Here is a 17,681-nt window from a genome sequence, read left to right on the forward strand (position 1 = left end):
TTTCGGTGCCACGGGGGGTTTCGGTGCCACGGGGGGTTTCCGAGTTCCGGTGCCAGGCTACGCAACTCCGGCGCCGAAACAGGGGCGAGTTCCGGTGCAGAGTTCCGGTGCCATGCAGAGTTCCGGTGCCATGCAGAGTTCCGGTGCCAGGCTACGCAACGCCGGCGCCGAAGCGCGTCGGGGGCCGCATGGGTTCGGTAGCCTGGCACCGAAACTAAACTCCCTGGCACCGAAACCCCGGAAGCGGGTCGGGGGCAACATGGGTTCGGTAGCCTGGCACCGAAACTAGGGGCGAGTTCCGGTGCCATGCAGAGTTCCGGTGCCAGAGTTCCGGTGCCAGGCTACGCAACACCGGCGCCGAAGCGGGTCGGGGGCCGCATGGGTTCGGTAGCCTGGCACCGAAACTAGCACCCGGAAGCGGGTCGGGGGCAACATGGGTTCGGTAGCCTGGCACCGAAACTACACCGGAAGCGGGTCGGGGGCAACATGGGTTCGGTAGCCTGACACCGAAACATGACACCGAAACATGGCAACACCGAAACATGGCACCGAAACAATGCCATGAGGTAGCCTGGCACCGGAACCCCGGCACCGGAACCCCTGGCACCGGAACCCCGGAACCTTGCCGGAACCTTGTTGCGGAATCTCTGGCACCGGAACCTTCTGCGGTACCGAAACCAAGACGAGGTGAAGAATGGGCGTTCTTTGGGAGATCCTGCAGACGGGGCTCATGTACGGCCAGAAGCGGAAGTCCGATTCGATCGAGGACCGGGTTCTCGATCTCGAGAACCGGCTCCAGGCGACGCAGGAGACGATGCGCGCGCTCGTCAAGAAGATCGAGGAGCTGCACGGCATCGACATCGACGAAGACGGCAAGATCGGCTGATCCGAGAAGCGGTGTCAGGCACCGCTTCGCGTAGGACCTTCTCTCGGAGCATCCCCTCTTCAAGGCACGAGGACGATCTTCCCGAACACCTCGCGCGACTCCAAGAGCCGGTGCGCCTCGCGGATCTCGCCGAGAGGGAGCACCCGGTCGACGATCGGACGAAGCCGTCCCTCCTCGAAGTGCTTCACGATTGAAGCGAACTCGCCTCGGCTCCCCATCGTCGATCCGAGAAGGCTGAGCGACTTGAAGAAGAGGACGCGTAGGTTGAGCGAGACCTCATGGCCGGACGTCGCGCCGCAGGTGACGAGCCTCCCGTGCCTCGCGAGCGAGCGAAGGCTCCCCTCCCACGTCGCCGCGCCGACGTGCTCGATCACGATGTCCGCCCCGCGCCTTTCCGTGATCGCGCGGACCGCGCGCGCGAAGTCCTCTTTCCCGCTGTCGATAACATCGTCCGCTCCGAGCGCGCGCGCTCGCTCCGCCTTCGCCGCGCTCCCCGCGGTCGCGATCACGCGGGCGTTCCAGAGCTTGGCGATCTGAACGGCCGCGCTTCCGACGCCGCTCCCGGCCGCGTGGACGAGCACGGTCTCCCCGGGCCGCAGCGCCGCGCGCGCGACGAGCATGTGCCACGCGGTGAGAAACGCGAGGGGGAAAGACGCCGCCTCCTCGAAGGAGAGGTTCTTCGGTTTGGGAAAGACGTTCGCGCGCGGAACGACGACCTTTTCGGCGCACGTTCCGTCGCAAGCCTCGCCTAGGATCTTGAAGTCGGAGCATCGATGATCTTCTCCCGAGGCGCACGCCGCGCACGTTCCGCAGCTCGTGGCGGGCGCGAGCACGACCTCCTCGCCGAGCGCGAGGCCGGCCGCTCCGCCGCCGAGACCGGCAATGACGCCCGAGCCGTCGCTCCCGGGGACGAGAGGGAGCGGGAACTCGTGACCCGGCACTCCCTTCCGCACCCAGAGATCGAGGTGATTGAGGCCCGCCGCGTGGATCTCCACGAGCACCTCGCCCGGACCCGGGACCGGATCGGGCTTCTCTTCCGCGCGGAGCGCATCGAGACCGCCGTGCGAGCGAATGACGACCGCCTTCATGAGCATCGACCCTTTCCTTGATGGTGCAACTATCGATCGCCGCGCATGCGCATCAATTTCCCCCGCGGATGGAGCGCCTGCGGAAAAGAACCGCAAGCAGGATGAAGAAGCCGAGGCCGACGAGAGGAGCGGCTGCTCCCGCCCAATCGTGCCCGATCCCCGCGAGGCTCTCCCCGCGCGCGAAGACCGCGGCGGCGAGCCCCACCCCGAGAAGCCCCTCCCCCCCGACGAGCCCCGAGCCGAAGAGAATCCCTCTCTCCCGCCGCTCTCCGCGCTCCCCTTCGTTTCCGGCGTTCTTCTCGAGGGCCCAGCGGAGCGCCCCACCGAGAAAGACCGGCACCATCGTCGCCACCGGAAGATAGACCCCGACCGCGAACGGGAGAACCGGAAGCCGGAGAACCGCGGCGAGGAGCGCGATCGAGACGCCGAGCCCCACGAGCGCCCACGGAAGCGATCGCTCGAGGACCCCCTCGATGACGAGCTTCATCAGAGTCGCCTGCGGCGCCGGAAGCTCGCTCGTCCCGAACCCGTGGGCGCGATCGAGCATGAGCACCGCCAAACAGACGAAGGCCGCCGAGGAGAGGACGCCGAGCAGCTCTCCGGTTTGCTGCTTCCTCGGCGTCGCCCCGAGAAGGAACCCCGTCTTGAGGTCTTGCGACATGTCCCCCGAGATCGAGGCGGCGATCGCGACCACGCATCCGACCGTGAGCGCCGCCGCTTTCCCCTCCGCCCCCGTCCATCCGGCCGCGAGGAAGACCGCCGATGTTCCGAGAAGCGCGGCAATCGTCATGCCGCTCGTCGGGTTGGACGTGACCCCGACGAGCCCCACGATGCGCGAGGCGACCGTCACGAAGAAGAACGAGAAGAGGACGACGAGAAACGCCGCGAGAAAGCGGGACGGGATCGAGGGGAGCTCGGCGAACGTGTGCGGCACGATCCCCATCGCCGCCGCGAGGAGGGCCAACCCCGCGACGACGACCGAGGGGGGAAGATCGGTTGATGTACGAAGGATCTCCCGCGCCCCGCCGAGCCCGCCGCGGATTCCCCCGGTCCCCGCGCGAACGCTCTCGATCATTGTCGGGACGCTCCGGACCAGCGTGAGAAATCCCGCCGCCGCCACCGCGCCCGCCCCGATGTACCGCACGTAGCGCTCCCAAATCTCGCCCGCGGACATCGAGGCGATCGTCTTCACCGTTTCCGGGTAGAGCGGCTCGGACCGCCCCGCACCCCACGCGGCGAGAAGCGGGATGAGGACGAGAGACGAAAGGAGACCGCCGCCGACCATGATCGAGGCGATCCGCGGTCCGAGGATAAACCCCACGCCGAAGAGGGCCGGCGACAAGCTGAAGCTGATCTGTCCCTTCGGAAGGAGGGGAACTCCCGCCTGGATCTTCTCCGGGAAGAGGCGGAGCCACCCGCCCAGGAAACGAAAGCCCGCGCCGGCGAGAAGCCCGAGGAAGACATTCCCCGCGCGCGCGCCGCCTTTCTCCGTCGCGAGAAGCACTTCCGCGCACGCGGTCCCTTCCGGATACGGAAGGCGTCCGTGCTCGCGCTCGATGAGAAGACGCCGGAGGGGAATCATGAAGAGCGTGCCGAGAAACCCGCCGAACAGAGCGAGAAGGGTCATCTGAAGGAGGCTCGGATCCATCTCCCAAAGGAAGAGCGCGGGGAGCGTGAAGATGACGCCGCTCGCCACCGAGCTCGAAGCGGAGCCGACGGTTTGCGAGAGGTTCGCCTCGAGAATCGTGGCGCGAGCGCCGGCGAGGGAGAGGGCTCGAAAGGCCGCGACGGTCATCACCGCCACCGGGATCGAGGTCGAGATCGTGAGCCCCGCTCGAAGGCCGAGATACGCGTTCGCCGCGCCGAAGAGAATCCCGAAGAGAATGCCGGCCGCGATCGACTTCGCCGTGAACTCGGGGAGCGACGCTGAGGCGGGCACGTACGGCTGGAACGGCCGCTCCTCGCCGTCCGCTCTCAATGGTTCTCCGTTCGGTCGCGATCTCCCGGGCACGGCCGTCCCTCCTATTTGCGCCAGAACGAAGGGAAGAAGAGAACCAGGACCGTGAGGATCTCGAGCCTCCCGAGCAGCATGCAGATCGAGAGGATCGTCTTGCCCGCTCCGCCGATTTCCCCGTAGTGGCCGGCCGGCCCCACCTCGCCGAGACCGGGACCGATGTTCGAAAGACAGGCGACGACCGCGCCTCCCGCGGTGACGAGGTCGAGCCCGAGCGCGGCCATCGCGAGCGACGCGGCGACGAAGATTCCGATATAAAGCGCGAAGAAGCCGAGCACGCTTCGCACGATCTCGTCGGGGACCGGCTTGTGATCGAGCTTCAAGACACGCACACCCCTCGGATGGATCAAACGGAAGACCTGGACGTAGGCTTGCTTGATGATCAAGAGGATCCTCGCGTTCTTTATGCCGCCGCCGGTCGACCCGGCGCATCCGCCGAAGAACATGAGGACCACGAGAACGTACTGGGCGAGCACGTGCCAGTTCTCGTAGTCGGCCGTGCAGAAGCCGGTGGTCGTCGCGATCGACACGACGGTGAACGCTGAATCGCACGCGTTCGCGTGGATTCCGTCGTAGAGGGAACGGTTGAACAGGAAAATGATCGCCGACGCCGCGAGAAGCGTTCCGAGATAGAAGCGGAACTCCTCGTTTCTCCAATAGGCGCGGACACGGCCCCGAAGGGCCAGCAGGTGCAGGGAGAAGCTGATCCCGGCGAGCAGCATGAAGAAGGTCACGGTCCAGCGGATGAAGAGGCTCGGGTAGGCACCGATGCTCGCCGACTCTGTGGAGAACCCTCCGGTCGCCATCGTCGCGAAGGAGTGACAGACCGCTTCGTAGAACCCCATCCCGCCGAGGAGGAGAAGGAGGACCTCGGCGAAGGTGAAGAGGAAGTAGACGCCCCAGAGAACCTTCGCGGTCGTTTGGATGCGCGGGAAGAGCCGGTCGGTCGTCGGACCGGGGGCCTCCGCGTCGAAGAGCTGCATCCCGCCGACGCGGAGGAACGGGAGGATCGCGAGAGAAAGGACGATGATGCCCATGCCGCCCAGCCAGTGCGTGGTCGCGCGCCAGAAGAAGATGCTCTCGGGAACGGCGTCGAAATCGCGGATCACCGAGGCGCCGGTCGTCGTGAATCCGGACATCGATTCGAAGAACGCGTCGATCGGGTTCGGAATCGCGCCTGAGAAGAGAAAGGGGAGCGAACCGAAGACCGCGTAGGACAACCAGCCGAGCGTGACGATCGCGAAACCCTCGCGGAACCCGATCCCCCTCTCGCTCCGGTAGGAGAAGAGAAGTCCGGCGCCGACCGAGGCGGACACGCACGCGGAGAGAACGAACGCGATCGCCTGCCCGTCGCGAAACCAAAGGGAGAAAGGGATCGGCGCGAGCAAGGCGATCCCGAGAAACACGAGGAGGCCGCCCAGAACACGAAGAGTCGCTCGTAGATCCATCGTCAGGAGAAGAACTTCTCGACCTGGTTGATCGAGCCCGGAAGAGAGAACACGACCGCGTGATCCCCGGGCTCGAGGTGATCGCCCCCTCCGGGGATGAGGACTTCCTCGCCCCGCACCACCGCTCCGATGATCGCCCCGCCCGGGAAGTCGAGTTCCCGAAGAGGCTTTCTCACGATCCGCCCGGACGAAGGGACGATGAACTCCGCGACTTCCGCACCGCTTCTCTCCACCATCGCGAGCGAGAGCACCTCGCCCTTCCTCACGTAGCGGATGATCTCCCCCGCGGTCGCGAGACGGGGGCTGATGCAAGCGTCTACGCCGAGGCTCGGGGCGAGATTCAAGAGGACCGGATGGTTGACCAGGGCGATCGCGCGCCGCACCCCGCGCTGTTTGGCGAGCAAGGAGAAGAGGATGTTCGCCTGATCGTCTTCGGTCACCGCAATGAAGGCGTCGCCGTCATGAATTCCCTCGTTCTCGAGCGTGTCCACGTCCGTTGCGTCCGTGTTCAGGATGAGCACGTTGTCAAGATCGGACGCGATGAGACGGCATTGGTCCGGGTTCCGGTCGATCACCTTGACGTGCGAACCGTTTTGCGCGAGCTCGCGCGCGACCAGATACCCGACCCTCCCGCCACCGAGAATGAAGACGTTCTTCGCTTCTTTCTTCTCGAGCCCGAAGAGATAGTCGATCGAGGAGAGGTCCGAGCGCTTGCAGACGTAGTAGATCGTGTCGCCCGCCTGGATCACGTCTTCGCCCCTCGGAATGATCGACTTTTCGCCGCGGGCGATGGCGACGACCACGAGCCGGTAGATCCCTCGGATCTCGCCCAGTTCGGCGAGCGTGACCCCGGCGACCGGGTTCTGCGCGCTCACCTGCAACCCAACGAAGAGCACCTCGCCGCCGGCGAACTCGACCATTTCGGAGGCGGCCGGATGCCCGGCGATCTTGCAGATCTCCTCCGCGACCACCGCGTCCGAGTTGATGAACATGTCGATACCGAGCTTCTCCGCGTTCAGCTTTCCGTCTCCGCGGATGTACTCGAGGGTCTTCACGCGCGCGATGATGCGGGGCACTTTGTACTCGCGCGCGAGGAGACACGCGACCAAGTTGACCTCGTCCTGATTGGTGACCGCGATGAAGAGGTCGGCGCTCGCCACGCCCGCTTCCTCGAGGGCGGCCGCGCTCGATCCGTTGCCGAGGACGACGAGGGCGTTCACCCTCTCCTTGAGAAGCCGGTGCTTCTCCGGGTTTCGCTCGACGACCGCGATGTCGTGCCCTTGGTCGGCGAGATGGCCGGCGATGTGAAAACCGACCTCGCCGGCCCCAACGATGATGACCTTCAAGTCGCCCCAGTCCTTTCCGTCGGACGAACCGATTGATCTTAACTACGGGAGAGGGTCGCGGGCAAGGAGTATCGCGAGAAGGGCCGCGCGTAGGGGCCGGCCTTGATCCGACGGAAACTCGACCGGTGTTCTCTCGGTTGGGCCCGGGGCCAGCCTGAATTTTGCACGCGTTTCCTACTGCGGCCGCGGAACCGGATCGACGGGGAAGGCGCAGGGAGAGAGGCGATCGTCAGAGAAACCCGAGCTCCAGCTTGGCCGCTTCGCTCATCCGATCCGGCGACCAGGGCGGCTCCCAAACGATCTCGACCTCCGCGGAGCGAACCTCGGGGATCTCCTCGATCGCGCGGCGGACATACCCGGGAAGAGCCTCCGCCTCGGGGCAGTGCGGCGAGGTGAGGGTCATCCGGATGAAGACGTCGCGGGACTCATCGATCCGTATGTCAAAGACGAGACCGAGCTCGTAGATGTTGACCGGGATCTCGGGGTCGAAGACGGTGCGAAGAGCATCGACCACCTTCTCCTCGAGACGCCCGGGCTGCGGCGTCCTTCCTCCCATGAGGAACCTCCGGCGAGCCGGCCGCGCGCGCGGCCCGTCACTCGGTCGTGGCTGTCTCTCCCTCTTCCTTGAGGGCCGCCTCGAACGCGTGCCACGGAAGGGTCGCGCACTTCACGCGCACGGGGAACTCCCGCACCCCCGAGAAGACCGCGAGCTTGCCGAGCGAGGGATCGCCGGCCCCTTCGCGCGTCGACGGATCGCCGGTGAGAAGCGTGTGAAACTGCTCGAAACGCTTCTCCGCGTCCTCCTCGGATCTCCCCTTGAGATCCTCGGTCATCATCGAGGCCGAGGCGAGGGCGATGGCGCATCCAGAACCCTCGAAACGGATGTCGCGAACGATTCCTTCCTCCACGAAAAGATAGATCGTGAAGCGATCGCCGCAGAGCGGGTTGTAACCCTTCGCGAGTCGGTTGGCGTTCTCGAGCTTCCCGTAGTTCCGCGGGTTCCTTCCGTGGTCGAGAATGACCTCCTGGTACAGGTCGCGCAGGTCGGACATCAGAGAAGAACCTCCCGGACTTTGAGAAGACCTTTCGCCAGCGCGTCGACTTCTTCCCTGGTGTTGTAGAGGGCGAACGAAGCCCGCGCCGTCGCCGGAACCCCGAAGCGATCGATAGCCGGCTGCGCGCAATGGTGGCCCGTTCGGACCGCGATCCCCTCGCGGTCGAGGATCGTGCCGATGTCGTGGGGATGAATACCCTCCATCACGAACGAGAAGACGCCGACGCGCTCGCGCGCCTCTCCCACCAATCGGAGTCCGGGGACCGACGGAAGAACCTCCGCGGCGTGCGCCTGGATCGAGCTCTCGTGCTCCGCGATCGCGTCGAAGCCGAGAGCGGAGACGTAGTCGAGCGCCGCGCCGAGGCTGATCGCCCCGGCGATATTCGGAGTGCCCGCCTCGAAGCGGTACGGCGGCGCGTTGTACGTCGTCTTTTCGAACGTCACCGAGCGGATCATGTCCCCGCCCCCTTGGTACGGAGGCATCGACTCGAGCAGCTCCTTCTTTCCGTAGAGGATGCCGATTCCGGTCGGGCCGAAGAGCTTGTGGCCCGAGAAGACGTAGAAATCGCAGTCGAGGTCGCGGACATCGACGGGCATGTGCGCGACCGCCTGCGCGCCGTCGATGAGAACCGGGATCCCCCGCCGGTGGGCGAGACGGACGATCTCCTTCACCGGGTTGACGGTGCCGAGCGCATTGGAGACGTGGGTCACGGCCACGATGCGCGTCCGGGGCCCCAGCATCTTCTCGAGCTCGTCCATCACGAGATCGCCTCGGTCATCGATCGGAACCGCGCGGAGCACCGCTCCCTTTTCCTCGCAGATCATCTGCCAAGGAACGATGTTCGAATGGTGCTCCATCCACGTGACGAGAACTTCGTCCCCCTTCCCGATCTTCCGCCGCCCGAAGGTTTGCGCCACGAGGTTGATCCCCTCCGTCGTGCCGCGGACGAAGATCGTCTCCTCGATCCCCCGGGCGTTGATGAACGCGCGGGCCCTTTCGCGCGCGTCTTCGTACGCCTTGGTGGCCGTCTCGCTCAGGTGGTAGACCCCTCGATGGATGTTGGAATAGCACCCGGAGTAGAAGACGTTGTAGGCGTCGATGACCGCGTAGGGCTTTTGCGTGCTCGCTGCGTTGTCGAGATAGACGAGCGGCTTCCCGTGAATCCTCATCTTGAGGATCGGAAAGTCGTCTCGAACCATCTGCACATCGAGAACATGGGCCGGCCTTCGGTCTCTTACGACGGAAGTCTGCCGCGCGTCACCGTTCATAGCGCCCCCCGGATCTCTTCGCCTTGCGGCAGGCGCGCGACCAGGATCTCCTCGAGCCGCCGCCGAAGCGGAGCCGCGTCGACGCGCCCGACGAGATCCGCCGCGAACGCGTACGTGAGAAGACTGCGTGCCGCCGCTTCCTCGATCCCTCTCGAACGAAGGTAGAAGACCGCGTTCTCGTCGAGCCGCCCGACCGTGGCGCCGTGCGTGCACTTGACGTCGTCGGCGTAGATCTCGAGCTGCGGCTTGGTGTGAACGGCGGCCTCAGCGGAAAGGAGAAGGGTTTGGTTGGTCTGTTTGGCGTCGGTCTTCTGCGCGTCCGGCCGCACAACGATCCGGCCGCTGAAGACTCCCCGCGCGCGGTCGGTGAGGATCCCCTTGTAGAGCTCGCGGCTCGAACCGTGCGGGCGCGCATGTTGAATCGCCGTGTGATTGTCGACCAGTTGGTCCCCTCGGCCGAGGTAGAGACCGTCGAGGACGCATTCGGCCCCCTCTCCGTCGAGCACGGAACCCGCGTCATTGCGCGCGAGCCCCGCCCCGAAGGCGAACGAGATCGAATCGAACCGGCTGCTCCGTTCCTGGTGCGCCTGGAGAGCGCCGACGTGAAAGGCGCGCGTGCTTTCTTCCTGAAGCTTGATGTGCCGGAACGTCGCCCCTTCCCCGACGCGGATCTCCGTCACCGCGTTCGTGAGGAAGGTCCCGTCGTCGAGAGAGGCGTAGGTTTCGACCACGGTCGCCGACGCCCCCTTTTCGACGAGAATCAAGCTCCGCGGATGCGCGACCAGAGGCTCTCTTCCGCCCCTCGAAAGATAGAGAAGGTGAATCGGCTTCTCGATCGCGAGGCTCTCGGGGACGAAGACAAACGCCCCGTCGCGCAGGAAGGCCGTGTTCCAAGCCGCGAAGCTCCGCGTTTCGAAGTCGGCGTACCGTCCCAAATGATCGGCGAGCCGATCCTTCCTCTTCTCGATCGAATCGGCGAGGCTCTCGACGACCGCGCCCTCGGGGAGATCCCCCATCGACGAGAGATCCGGCGCGTGATGCCCGGCGACGAAGACGATCTCCGCCGCCGCTTCGCTTCCGAAGAGAAGACCGCGAACCTCGTCTCTCCTCGGGGCCGCGCCGTCCTCCGGACCGCTCCATCGGAGATCGATCCGCCGGAGAGGCGCGAGGTTCGTCTGGCGCCAATCCTCCTCTCGCGCGCTCGGCAACCCGAGCTCCCCGAACCGGGAGAGCGCGCGGCGACGAATCGGTTCGACCCAAGACTGCGACTCGCGCGGACACGCCCTCCGAAACCTCTCCAAATCCAGCAGGTGAATCTGCCCCTTTTCTTTCTCGGTCATCAGGCTCCGTCCCTTCTCTTCGGACAACAGCCGCGCCGCGGACTAGGCGCGCGCCGATTCCTTTTCCTCCAACCAGGAGTAGCCCCGCTGCTCCAGCTCGAGCGCCAGCTTCTTGTCTCCGGAGGCGACGATCCGGCCCTTGGCGAGAACGTGGACGAAGTCGGGGACGATGTAGTTCAAGAGACGCTGGTAGTGCGTGACGACGACGATCGCCCGACTCCCGCCGCGCAGGGCGTTCACGCCTCCGGCGACGATCCGGAGCGCGTCGATGTCGAGGCCCGAGTCGGTTTCGTCCAGAATCGCGAGGCTTGGGTCGAGCATCGCCATCTGAAAGATCTCGTTCCTCTTCTTTTCGCCCCCTGAGAAGCCCTCGTTCACGGGGCGCTGGATGAGCGCCTCGTCCATCTCGAGAAGCCTCATCTTCTCCTTCGCGTGCGAAAGGAACTCCATCGCGTCGAGCTCCTTCTCTCCTCGCGCTCTCCGGATGCTGTTCAGCGCGGTCTTCAGGAAGTACGCATTGCTGACGCCGGGGATCTCGATCGGATACTGAAAGGCGAGGAAGATCCCCTCGCGGGCTCTCTCCTCCGGCGACAGATCGAGGAGGTTCTTCCCTTGGTAGAGAACTTCCCCTCTCGTCACCTCGTATTCGGCGCGTCCGGCGAGAATCCCCGCCAACGTGCTCTTTCCCGATCCGTTCGGCCCCATGATCGCGTGAACCTCGCCGGCGTTCACCCGCAGGTTCACCCCTTTCAGAATCAGCGTCTCGCCCGCCTTCGCGTGCAGATCCTTGATTTCCAACATATCGATCGATCCTCTCTCTCTGCCGGGCGACCGTTCAGCCGACGCTCCCCTCGAGACTCACGGCGAGGAGCTTCTGCGCCTCCACGGCGAATTCCATCGGCAGCTCGCGAAAGATCTCCTTGCAAAAGCCGTTGACGATCATGTTGACCGCGTCCTCCGTGGAAATGCCCCGCTGGTTGCAGTAGAAGACCTGGTCCTCCCCGATTTTCGAGGTCGTGGCCTCGTGCTCGACCGTGGCGGTCGGGTTCCGGACGTCGACGTACGGGAACGTGTGCGCGCCGCACTTGTCTCCGATCAGCATCGAATCGCACTGCGAGAAGTTCCGCGCGTTCTGCGCTCCCTTCATCACCTGTACGAGACCGCGATACGTGTTCTGTCCCTGCCCCGCCGAGATTCCCTTCGACACGATCGTGCTTCTCGTGTTCTTTCCGATATGAATCATCTTCGTGCCTGTGTCGGCCTGCTGCCGTCGGTTCGTGAGGGCGACCGAATAGAACTCGCCCACCGAGTCGTCCCCCTGGAGAATGCAGCCTGGGTATTTCCACGTGATCGCGGAGCCGGTCTCGACCTGCGTCCAGGAGATCTTCGATCCCTTCCCGCGGCAGGCGCCTCGCTTCGTCACGAAGTTGAAGATCCCGCCCTTCCCCTCCTCGTCGCCCGGATACCAGTTCTGCACGGTCGAGTACTTGATCGTGGCGCGGTCGAGCGCGACGAGCTCGACGACCGCGGCGTGAAGCTGGTTCACGTCCCGCATCGGAGCCGTGCACCCCTCGAGATAGCTGACCGTGCTCCCCTCGTCGGCGACGATGAGCGTCCGCTCGAACTGGCCCGTGTCGATCGCGTTGATCCGGAAGTACGTGGAGAGCTCCATCGGACAGCGCACTCCCTTCGGCACGTAGCAGAACGAACCGTCGCTGAAGACGGCCGAATTCAGGGCGGCGAAGAAGTTGTCCGTGTGCGGAACGACCGAGCCGAGGTACTTCCGGACAAGCTCCGGATGCTCGCGAACCGCCTCGCTGAACGAACAGAAGATGATGCCGAGCTCGGCGAGCTTCTCCCGAAACGTCGTCGCGACCGAGACGCTGTCGAAAACCGCGTCGACGGCCACGCCGGTGATTCGCTTCTGCTCCTCGAGCGAGATGCCGAGCTTCTCGAATGTCCGGATCACCTCCGGATCGACCTCGTCGAGGCTCTTCGGCCGGTTCGTCATCGACTTCGGAGCCGAATAGTAGATGATGTTTTGATAGTCGATTGCCGGGTATTTCACGTTCGGCCAGCGAGGCTCCTCCATCGTCTGCCAGTGGCGGAAGGCCTTGAGCCGCCATTCGAGGAGAAACTCGGGCTCCTCCTTCTTCGCCGAGATGAGGCGGATGATGTCTTCGTTGAGACCCCGCGGGGCCGCGTCCGCCTCGACGTCGGTCGTGAACCCGTACTTGTATTCTTGCTTCGTGAACTTCTCGATCGTCGGGTCCGAACTCATGCGTTCTGCTCCGTCCTTGTTCGTTCATGCGCCGGGAACGCGCGCGCGCCTTTCTCTCGATCGGGGCTTCCCGCCAGGCTTCTCGCGGGGATCATGCTCTCTTCGATGCGGCGTTCGATGCCGGGAAGGGACCTGGCCATCTCCGCGAGGCTGATCGTGTCGAGAGCCCCGGAAAGCGCTTCGCTGATGATGCGCCAATTCGCGCGGATCCCGCAGGAGGACTCCTTCGCGCACCGCCCGGGCCCTGAGGCGGCGCACTCGGTCATGCCGATCGGCCCCTCGAGGGCGCGGATGATCTCCGCAACCGTGATCTCCTCCGGCGGCCGCGCGAGGAGGTAGCCGCCTCTCACCCCGCGGTGCGACATGAGGAGACCCTCGCGCGAGAGCGCCTTGAGGATCTTGCTCACCGTCGGGAGCGGGAGGCCGACCCTGCCGGCCATATCCCTCGCGGTGTGGGGCTCGCCCTCGCGATCCGCGGCGAGCGCCGCGAGAAGCGAGACCCCGTAGTCGGCTAACTTGCTGATTCGAAACATTTTGAGCTTCTCTCTCCATATAGGACCCATGCGGTCCTATATCGTAGAGTAAGCAGGGAACCTCGCGCGCGCAAGAGGAATGTCACGCGATCATCCGGGCGAGAACCGGCGGGTGGAAAGGTCACGGGAGACGCGCCGCGCGGCTCGCCGCGCCGAGAAGCGGCGCCCGATCGGCCAGGATCACGCGAACCGGGATTTGGCGGAGCCATTCGGCGAAGCGGCCCTTGTCGAGGAATGCTCGGAGGAAGACGCCGTCCTTCATCTTGTTCAGAATGCGGGGCGCGATCCCGCCGGCGAGATAGACGCCTCCGCGCGCGAGAATCCGAAGGGCTTGGTTCCCCGCCTCGGCTCCGTAGATCGACACGAACAGGTCGAGCGCCCGGACGCAGGCCCCGCACCGTCCCTCGATCGCCGCGCCCGACACGACGGCCGCGGGGTCCTCCTCCGTTCCCTCGTGAACGGCCGGGTCGACCGGAGCGAGCCCGCTCGCCGCGACGTAGTCGTGGACCGCCGCAAGCCCGCTTCCGGAGAGGACGCGCTCGACCGACACGCGTCCGCCGATCCGCTCCTTGAGAAAGCGAAGAAGGCCGAACTCGATCTCGTCCCGAGGAGCGAAATCCGCGTGCCCTCCCTCGGTGGGGAAGACGCGGAGTGTCTCTCCGAAACGAAGAACAAACGCCTCGCCAAGGCCGGTCCCCGCGCCGACGAGCGCGATCGGACCCTCCGGAACGGGGACCCCTTCTTGAAGTGTAAAGAGATCGTCCGGATCGAGATGCTCGATGCCGTATCCGACCGCTTCGAGATCGTTCATAAGAACCGTTCGAGGAATATGAAGCGCGCGCGCCAACTCGCGCCGATCGATCGCCCAAGGGAGGTTCGGCCCTGCACACACGTCCCCCGCGACCGGCCCCGCCGCACCGAAAGCGGCCCGATCGGCGCCGCCCGTTTCGGCGAGGAAGCGTGCGGCAAGCTCGGCGAGGCTCCCGGCTTCCCCGCTCGCGAACCGGCGCCGGTGGAGGATGCGAAGCCGCCCTCCCTCGAAGAGAACGAACGCGAAGAGAGCCTTGGTCCCCCCGATATCCCCGGCGAGAATGCGCATCGAACGCTCCTCCCGCGCGGCGGCTACCCGACGGCCCCGCGGGCGAGACTGCCGATTCCGACTTCGGGGTCGCTCTTGAAATGGACGCGAAGCACGCGCCTCCCGTGCGCCGCGAGCGCTCCGAAATCCCCGGCGGCCTGCGCGCGGCAAAGCACGCCGAACGAATAGGGAAGACCGGGGATCGAAAGATCGCCGGAATCCGCAGCGGTCAGGAGAACGAACACCCCCCGGTTCGGTCCCCCCTTGAAGAGCTGGCCGGTCGAGTGAAGATAGCGCGGGCCGATCCCCGCAGAGACCGCAAGGCCGGTCCGCTCCCGAAGGGCCGCACGAAGATCCGCCGCCGGTTTCGATCCGGCGAGAGAAGAGGAAAGGAAGAAGAGCAGCGCGAGGTAGTCCCCGTCGCGCGCCCGGGAGAGGTGCGCGCGAAGCCACTCGTTGACACTTGAAACATTCGGCGCTTCGAGGTTCGTGTCCGAGAAGAGAAGGGCCTTTCCGTCCTCGAAGCGGACCGCTCCCTCCTCCAGGCGGCCGGTCCGGGCGAACTCGGAGAGAAGGGCGCCCGTTCTCTCTTTGCTCTCGCTCACGTTCGGCTCGTCGAAAGCGTTCACCCCGAGGATCGAGCACGCGCACGCGGTCGCGACTTCCCAAAGATAGAACGCGCCGCCGAGATCGATCGACCGCGGAATCCGGATCGTCGCGACCGGATGCCCCGCCGCCGCGAGCGCGCGGCCGCTCTCCTCAAGGCGGTCCTCCGCCTCCTCGCACCGGACGATCGCGAACATGCGGTCGTCCCCATAGGCATCCGGCGGCGCGGCCGGTTCTCCGTCCACAGGGAGAATCCCCTTCCCTTCCTTCCCCGTGCTCTCGGCGACGAGCTGCTCGATCCACGCGCCGAATCCGGGAAGCTCCGGAGAAACGAGAAGCGTGAGCTTGTCCCTGCCCGCGAGGGCTCCCTCCGCGAGAAACGCGCCGAGCGCGAGCCCCGGGTTCTCCTCCCCGCCGGCCGGCGCGGCGCAGACCATAGCCGCCTCGCGTCCCGATCTCAGCAGGAGCCGCGGGTCGAGACCGAGAAGGGACGCAGGCACCAAGCCGAAGAGGGAGAGCGCGGAGAAGCGGCCGCCGATGTCGAGGGGATTCCGGAAGACACGGCGCCATCCTTCCTCGGACGCGAGCCGGTCGAGGGGAGATCCGGCATCGGTGATCGCGACGAAACACCGCGGATCCTTGATGCGCGAAGCGAAGAACCGGCGGAAGGCGTCCGCCTCGACCGTTGTCCCCGACTTCGAGGCGACGACGACGAGCGTGCGCCGGAGATCGAGCGCTTCTTCCGCCTCGCGCACCGCCTCCGGATGCGTCGAGTCGAGGACGAGTAGCGGAACTCCTTCTCGCCTGCGCCCGAACGTCCGCGCGAGGACCTCGGGCGCGAGGCTCGATCCCCCCATCCCGAGGAGAAGGACGCTCTGGAACTCGCGCCGGGCGTCCCCGGCGAACCGGAGAACGCTCTCCGCCTCCTCTTCCATGTCGTCGAAGAGGTCGAGCCAACCGAGCCGGTTTGCGATCGCGCGCCGGACCGAGGCGTCCGAGCTCCAAAGACCCGGTTCTTTCTTCCGGAGACGCTCCGCGAAGCGGTCGTTCTCGAGCGCCCGAAGGCGGGTGCGGAACTCCCTCTCGATCGGACCGGGGAGAAGCGAAACTTTCATGATTCAACGAACCTCCGGGCGAAGACGCGCGGGCGCCTCGGAAGAGGAGAGCTACGCCTCTTCGCCGGGACCCCGCCTCGCAACCGGCGTCTCGTCATCGAGGGCGCGCTCCACGCGCGCCCCGATCCCCTCCGAGAATCGCGTCGCCAAGGAGTAGATCACGGGGACGATCACGAGCGTGAGGAACGTCGCCACGCCGAGCCCGAAGATCACCGCGACGCCCATCGGCCCCCACCAGTCGGAGCTTTCGCCCCCGTACCGGAACCGCATCGCCTGAACATCGAAGGTGAGCCCGGTCGTGAGCGGGATGAGACCGAGAACGGTCGTGACCGCCGTGAGAACGACCGGCCGGAGGCGCGTCGCCCCCGCGTCCAGGATCGCTTCCGTCTTCTCGAGACCCCGCGCGCGGAGCTTCCCGGTATAGTCGATGAGCACGATCGCGTTGTTCACGACGACCCCCGCGAGCGAGATCACGCCGACGCCCGTCATGATGATACCGAAAGGCATCCGCGTGAGGATGAGACCCCAGAGAACGCCGATGATCGAAAGCACGACCGACGAGAGAATGACGAAGGGGAGAGTGACCGAGCTGAACTGCGCGACGAGCACGAAGAACACGAGCAGGACGGCGACCCCGAACGCGCGGCTCAAGAACGCCGCCGCCTCTTCCTGGTCCTCCGTCTCGCCCGAAAAACGGAACCGGTAGCCCGGCGGGAGGGAGAAGCCGTCGAGGCGCTTGATGACATCCGCGAGAACATCGTTCGAGAGCCGGCCCTCGGCGTTGGCGGTCACGGAGACCACCCGGTCCTGGTTCTTGCGCACGATGGAGCCGAGACCCGCCGCGAGCTCGAAGGAAGCGAAGTTGGAGACCGGGATGTGCGAGCCCTCGTAGACCACGGTGATCCGGTCCAGATTCTCGAACGCCTCGCGGTCCTCCTCGCGGAAGCGGACCGTGATGTCATACTCATTCTCTCCGACACGGAACTTGCTCGCTTCGGTCCCCTGAATCGCGGTTCGGATCGTCGAGGCGATCTGCCCGGTCGATAGACTGTAAAGGCCGGCCTTCTCCCGATCGATCCGGACCCGCACTTCGGGACGCCCTTCGTCGAAGTCGTCGTTCAGATCGACGAGACCCGGGACGTCCTTGATCGTTTCCTTCACCTGCTTGGCGAGGCGGCCGAGAACCTCGAAGTCCTCGCCGAGGATCTCCACGTCCACGGGAGCGCCGGTCGGGGGCCCGGGCTCCGGATAGCGAACGTCCACCCGCGCGCCGGGGATTCTCCCGAAGTGATCGCGGAACTGCTCGATCGTCAGCCGGGAGCTTTGCTTTCTGTTCGAGTGATCGACGAACTCGACGGTCACGCGCGACTGGTGCGGGGTGCCCCCGCCCCCACCGCCGAAGAAGATGTCGGTGGCGGAACCGACGTTCGCCACGTAATGCTTGATGTCCGGAAAGTCGGGGATCTCCGACTCGATGCGGCGCACGATCGCGTCGGAGACCTCGAGGCGCGTGCCGAGCGGCGCGGTCACGTCGATGTAGGCGTAGTTCGGATCGGAATCCGGAAAGAACTCGACGCCGGTTCCGAAGAGAACGAACGCGAACACGGTGACGAGAAGCGCGAG

General features: G+C 65.6%; 15 protein-coding genes. 1 reads left to right on the forward strand and 14 read right to left on the reverse strand.

The genetic code is table 11. The features are described 5' to 3' along the window. Positions 1-694: 694 nt before the first annotated feature. Positions 695-886 (forward strand): hypothetical protein, encoded by a 192-nt coding sequence (locus FJY73_10605; GenBank protein ID MBM3321114.1) that lies wholly within the window; start codon positions 695-697, stop codon positions 884-886. Positions 887-945: 59 nt separating this feature from the next. Here FJY73_10605 and FJY73_10610 read toward each other — a convergent pair whose 3' ends face one another. From FJY73_10610 to FJY73_10675, 14 genes are all read right to left on the reverse strand, one after another. Then, positions 946-1,974, reverse strand: a complete 1,029-nt coding sequence (locus FJY73_10610; GenBank protein MBM3321115.1) for a zinc-binding dehydrogenase — start codon at positions 1,972-1,974, stop codon at positions 946-948. A gap of 52 nt (positions 1,975-2,026) precedes the next feature. After that, positions 2,027-3,985 carry an oligopeptide transporter, OPT family gene (locus FJY73_10615; protein MBM3321116.1) on the reverse strand — a complete coding sequence of 653 codons (1,959 nt, stop codon included), beginning with the start codon at positions 3,983-3,985 and terminating at the stop codon, positions 2,027-2,029. Between the two features lie 11 nt (positions 3,986-3,996). Continuing rightward, positions 3,997-5,436, reverse strand: a complete 1,440-nt coding sequence (locus tag FJY73_10620) for a TrkH family potassium uptake protein (GenBank protein ID MBM3321117.1) — start codon at positions 5,434-5,436, stop codon at positions 3,997-3,999. A 2-nt stretch (positions 5,437-5,438) separates the two neighbouring features. Beyond that, a complete protein-coding gene (gene trkA, locus FJY73_10625) occupies positions 5,439-6,782 on the reverse strand; it encodes a Trk system potassium transporter TrkA (protein ID MBM3321118.1) in 1,344 nt (447 codons plus the stop codon). 229 nt (positions 6,783-7,011) lie between these two features. Further along, a complete protein-coding gene (locus FJY73_10630) occupies positions 7,012-7,338 on the reverse strand; it encodes a DUF59 domain-containing protein (protein ID MBM3321119.1) in 327 nt (108 codons plus the stop codon). Positions 7,339-7,375: 37 nt separating this feature from the next. Continuing rightward, positions 7,376-7,834, reverse strand: a complete 459-nt coding sequence (locus tag FJY73_10635) for an SUF system NifU family Fe-S cluster assembly protein (protein MBM3321120.1) — start codon at positions 7,832-7,834, stop codon at positions 7,376-7,378. After that, positions 7,834-9,105: a cysteine desulfurase gene (locus FJY73_10640; GenBank protein ID MBM3321121.1), complete on the reverse strand. Its 1,272-nt coding sequence runs from the start codon at positions 9,103-9,105 to the stop codon at positions 7,834-7,836. Before FJY73_10640 ends, FJY73_10635 begins: the two co-directional genes overlap by 1 nt. After that, positions 9,102-10,445 (reverse strand): Fe-S cluster assembly protein SufD, encoded by a 1,344-nt coding sequence (gene sufD / locus FJY73_10645; GenBank protein ID MBM3321122.1) that lies wholly within the window; start codon positions 10,443-10,445, stop codon positions 9,102-9,104. The genes FJY73_10640 and sufD overlap by 4 nt, the downstream gene beginning before the upstream one ends. Positions 10,446-10,487: 42 nt before the next feature. Next, entirely contained in the window at positions 10,488-11,246 is a 759-nt protein-coding gene (gene sufC, locus FJY73_10650) for a Fe-S cluster assembly ATPase SufC (protein MBM3321123.1), read from the reverse strand. 34 nt (positions 11,247-11,280) lie between these two features. Then, the gene (sufB, locus tag FJY73_10655; GenBank protein MBM3321124.1) at positions 11,281-12,726 is read right to left on the reverse strand and encodes a Fe-S cluster assembly protein SufB; all 1,446 of its coding nucleotides are present in this window, start codon (positions 12,724-12,726) and stop codon (positions 11,281-11,283) included. Then, positions 12,723-13,259 (reverse strand): SUF system Fe-S cluster assembly regulator, encoded by a 537-nt coding sequence (locus FJY73_10660; GenBank protein MBM3321125.1) that lies wholly within the window; start codon positions 13,257-13,259, stop codon positions 12,723-12,725. Before FJY73_10660 ends, sufB begins: the two co-directional genes overlap by 4 nt. Before the next feature lie 121 nt (positions 13,260-13,380). Then, complete coding sequence (gene glk / locus FJY73_10665) at positions 13,381-14,358, reverse strand: glucokinase (GenBank protein MBM3321126.1); 978 nt, start codon at positions 14,356-14,358, stop codon at positions 13,381-13,383. A 23-nt stretch (positions 14,359-14,381) separates the two neighbouring features. Further along, entirely contained in the window at positions 14,382-16,058 is a 1,677-nt protein-coding gene (locus FJY73_10670) for a transaldolase (protein ID MBM3321127.1), read from the reverse strand. A gap of 51 nt (positions 16,059-16,109) precedes the next feature. Continuing rightward, a partial coding sequence (locus FJY73_10675; protein ID MBM3321128.1) for an efflux RND transporter permease subunit occupies positions 16,110-17,681 on the reverse strand: 1,572 nt, incomplete at its 5' end.

This window comes from Candidatus Eisenbacteria bacterium (assembly GCA_016867715.1).
GTDB lineage: Bacteria > Orphanbacterota > Orphanbacteria > Orphanbacterales > Orphanbacteraceae > VGIW01.

Bases quoted from the DNA above. Each gene is read 5' to 3' on its own strand.
- FJY73_10605 (MBM3321114.1), top strand. From the start codon at position 695: ATGGGCGTTCTTTGGGAGATCCTGCAGACGGGGCTCATGTACGGCCAG.
- sufB (MBM3321124.1), bottom strand. From the start codon at position 12,726: ATGAGTTCGGACCCGACGATCGAGAAGTTCACGAAGCAAGAATACAAG.
- FJY73_10640 (MBM3321121.1), bottom strand. From the start codon at position 9,105: ATGAACGGTGACGCGCGGCAGACTTCCGTCGTAAGAGACCGAAGGCCG.
- FJY73_10620 (MBM3321117.1), bottom strand. From the start codon at position 5,436: ATGGATCTACGAGCGACTCTTCGTGTTCTGGGCGGCCTCCTCGTGTTT.
- FJY73_10670 (MBM3321127.1), bottom strand. From the start codon at position 16,058: ATGAAAGTTTCGCTTCTCCCCGGTCCGATCGAGAGGGAGTTCCGCACC.
- FJY73_10630 (MBM3321119.1), bottom strand. From the start codon at position 7,338: ATGGGAGGAAGGACGCCGCAGCCCGGGCGTCTCGAGGAGAAGGTGGTC.
- sufC (MBM3321123.1), bottom strand. From the start codon at position 11,246: ATGTTGGAAATCAAGGATCTGCACGCGAAGGCGGGCGAGACGCTGATT.
- glk (MBM3321126.1), bottom strand. From the start codon at position 14,358: ATGCGCATTCTCGCCGGGGATATCGGGGGGACCAAGGCTCTCTTCGCG.
- FJY73_10635 (MBM3321120.1), bottom strand. From the start codon at position 7,834: ATGTCCGACCTGCGCGACCTGTACCAGGAGGTCATTCTCGACCACGGA.
- sufD (MBM3321122.1), bottom strand. From the start codon at position 10,445: ATGACCGAGAAAGAAAAGGGGCAGATTCACCTGCTGGATTTGGAGAGG.
- FJY73_10660 (MBM3321125.1), bottom strand. From the start codon at position 13,259: ATGTTTCGAATCAGCAAGTTAGCCGACTACGGGGTCTCGCTTCTCGCG.
- FJY73_10610 (MBM3321115.1), bottom strand. From the start codon at position 1,974: ATGAAGGCGGTCGTCATTCGCTCGCACGGCGGTCTCGATGCGCTCCGC.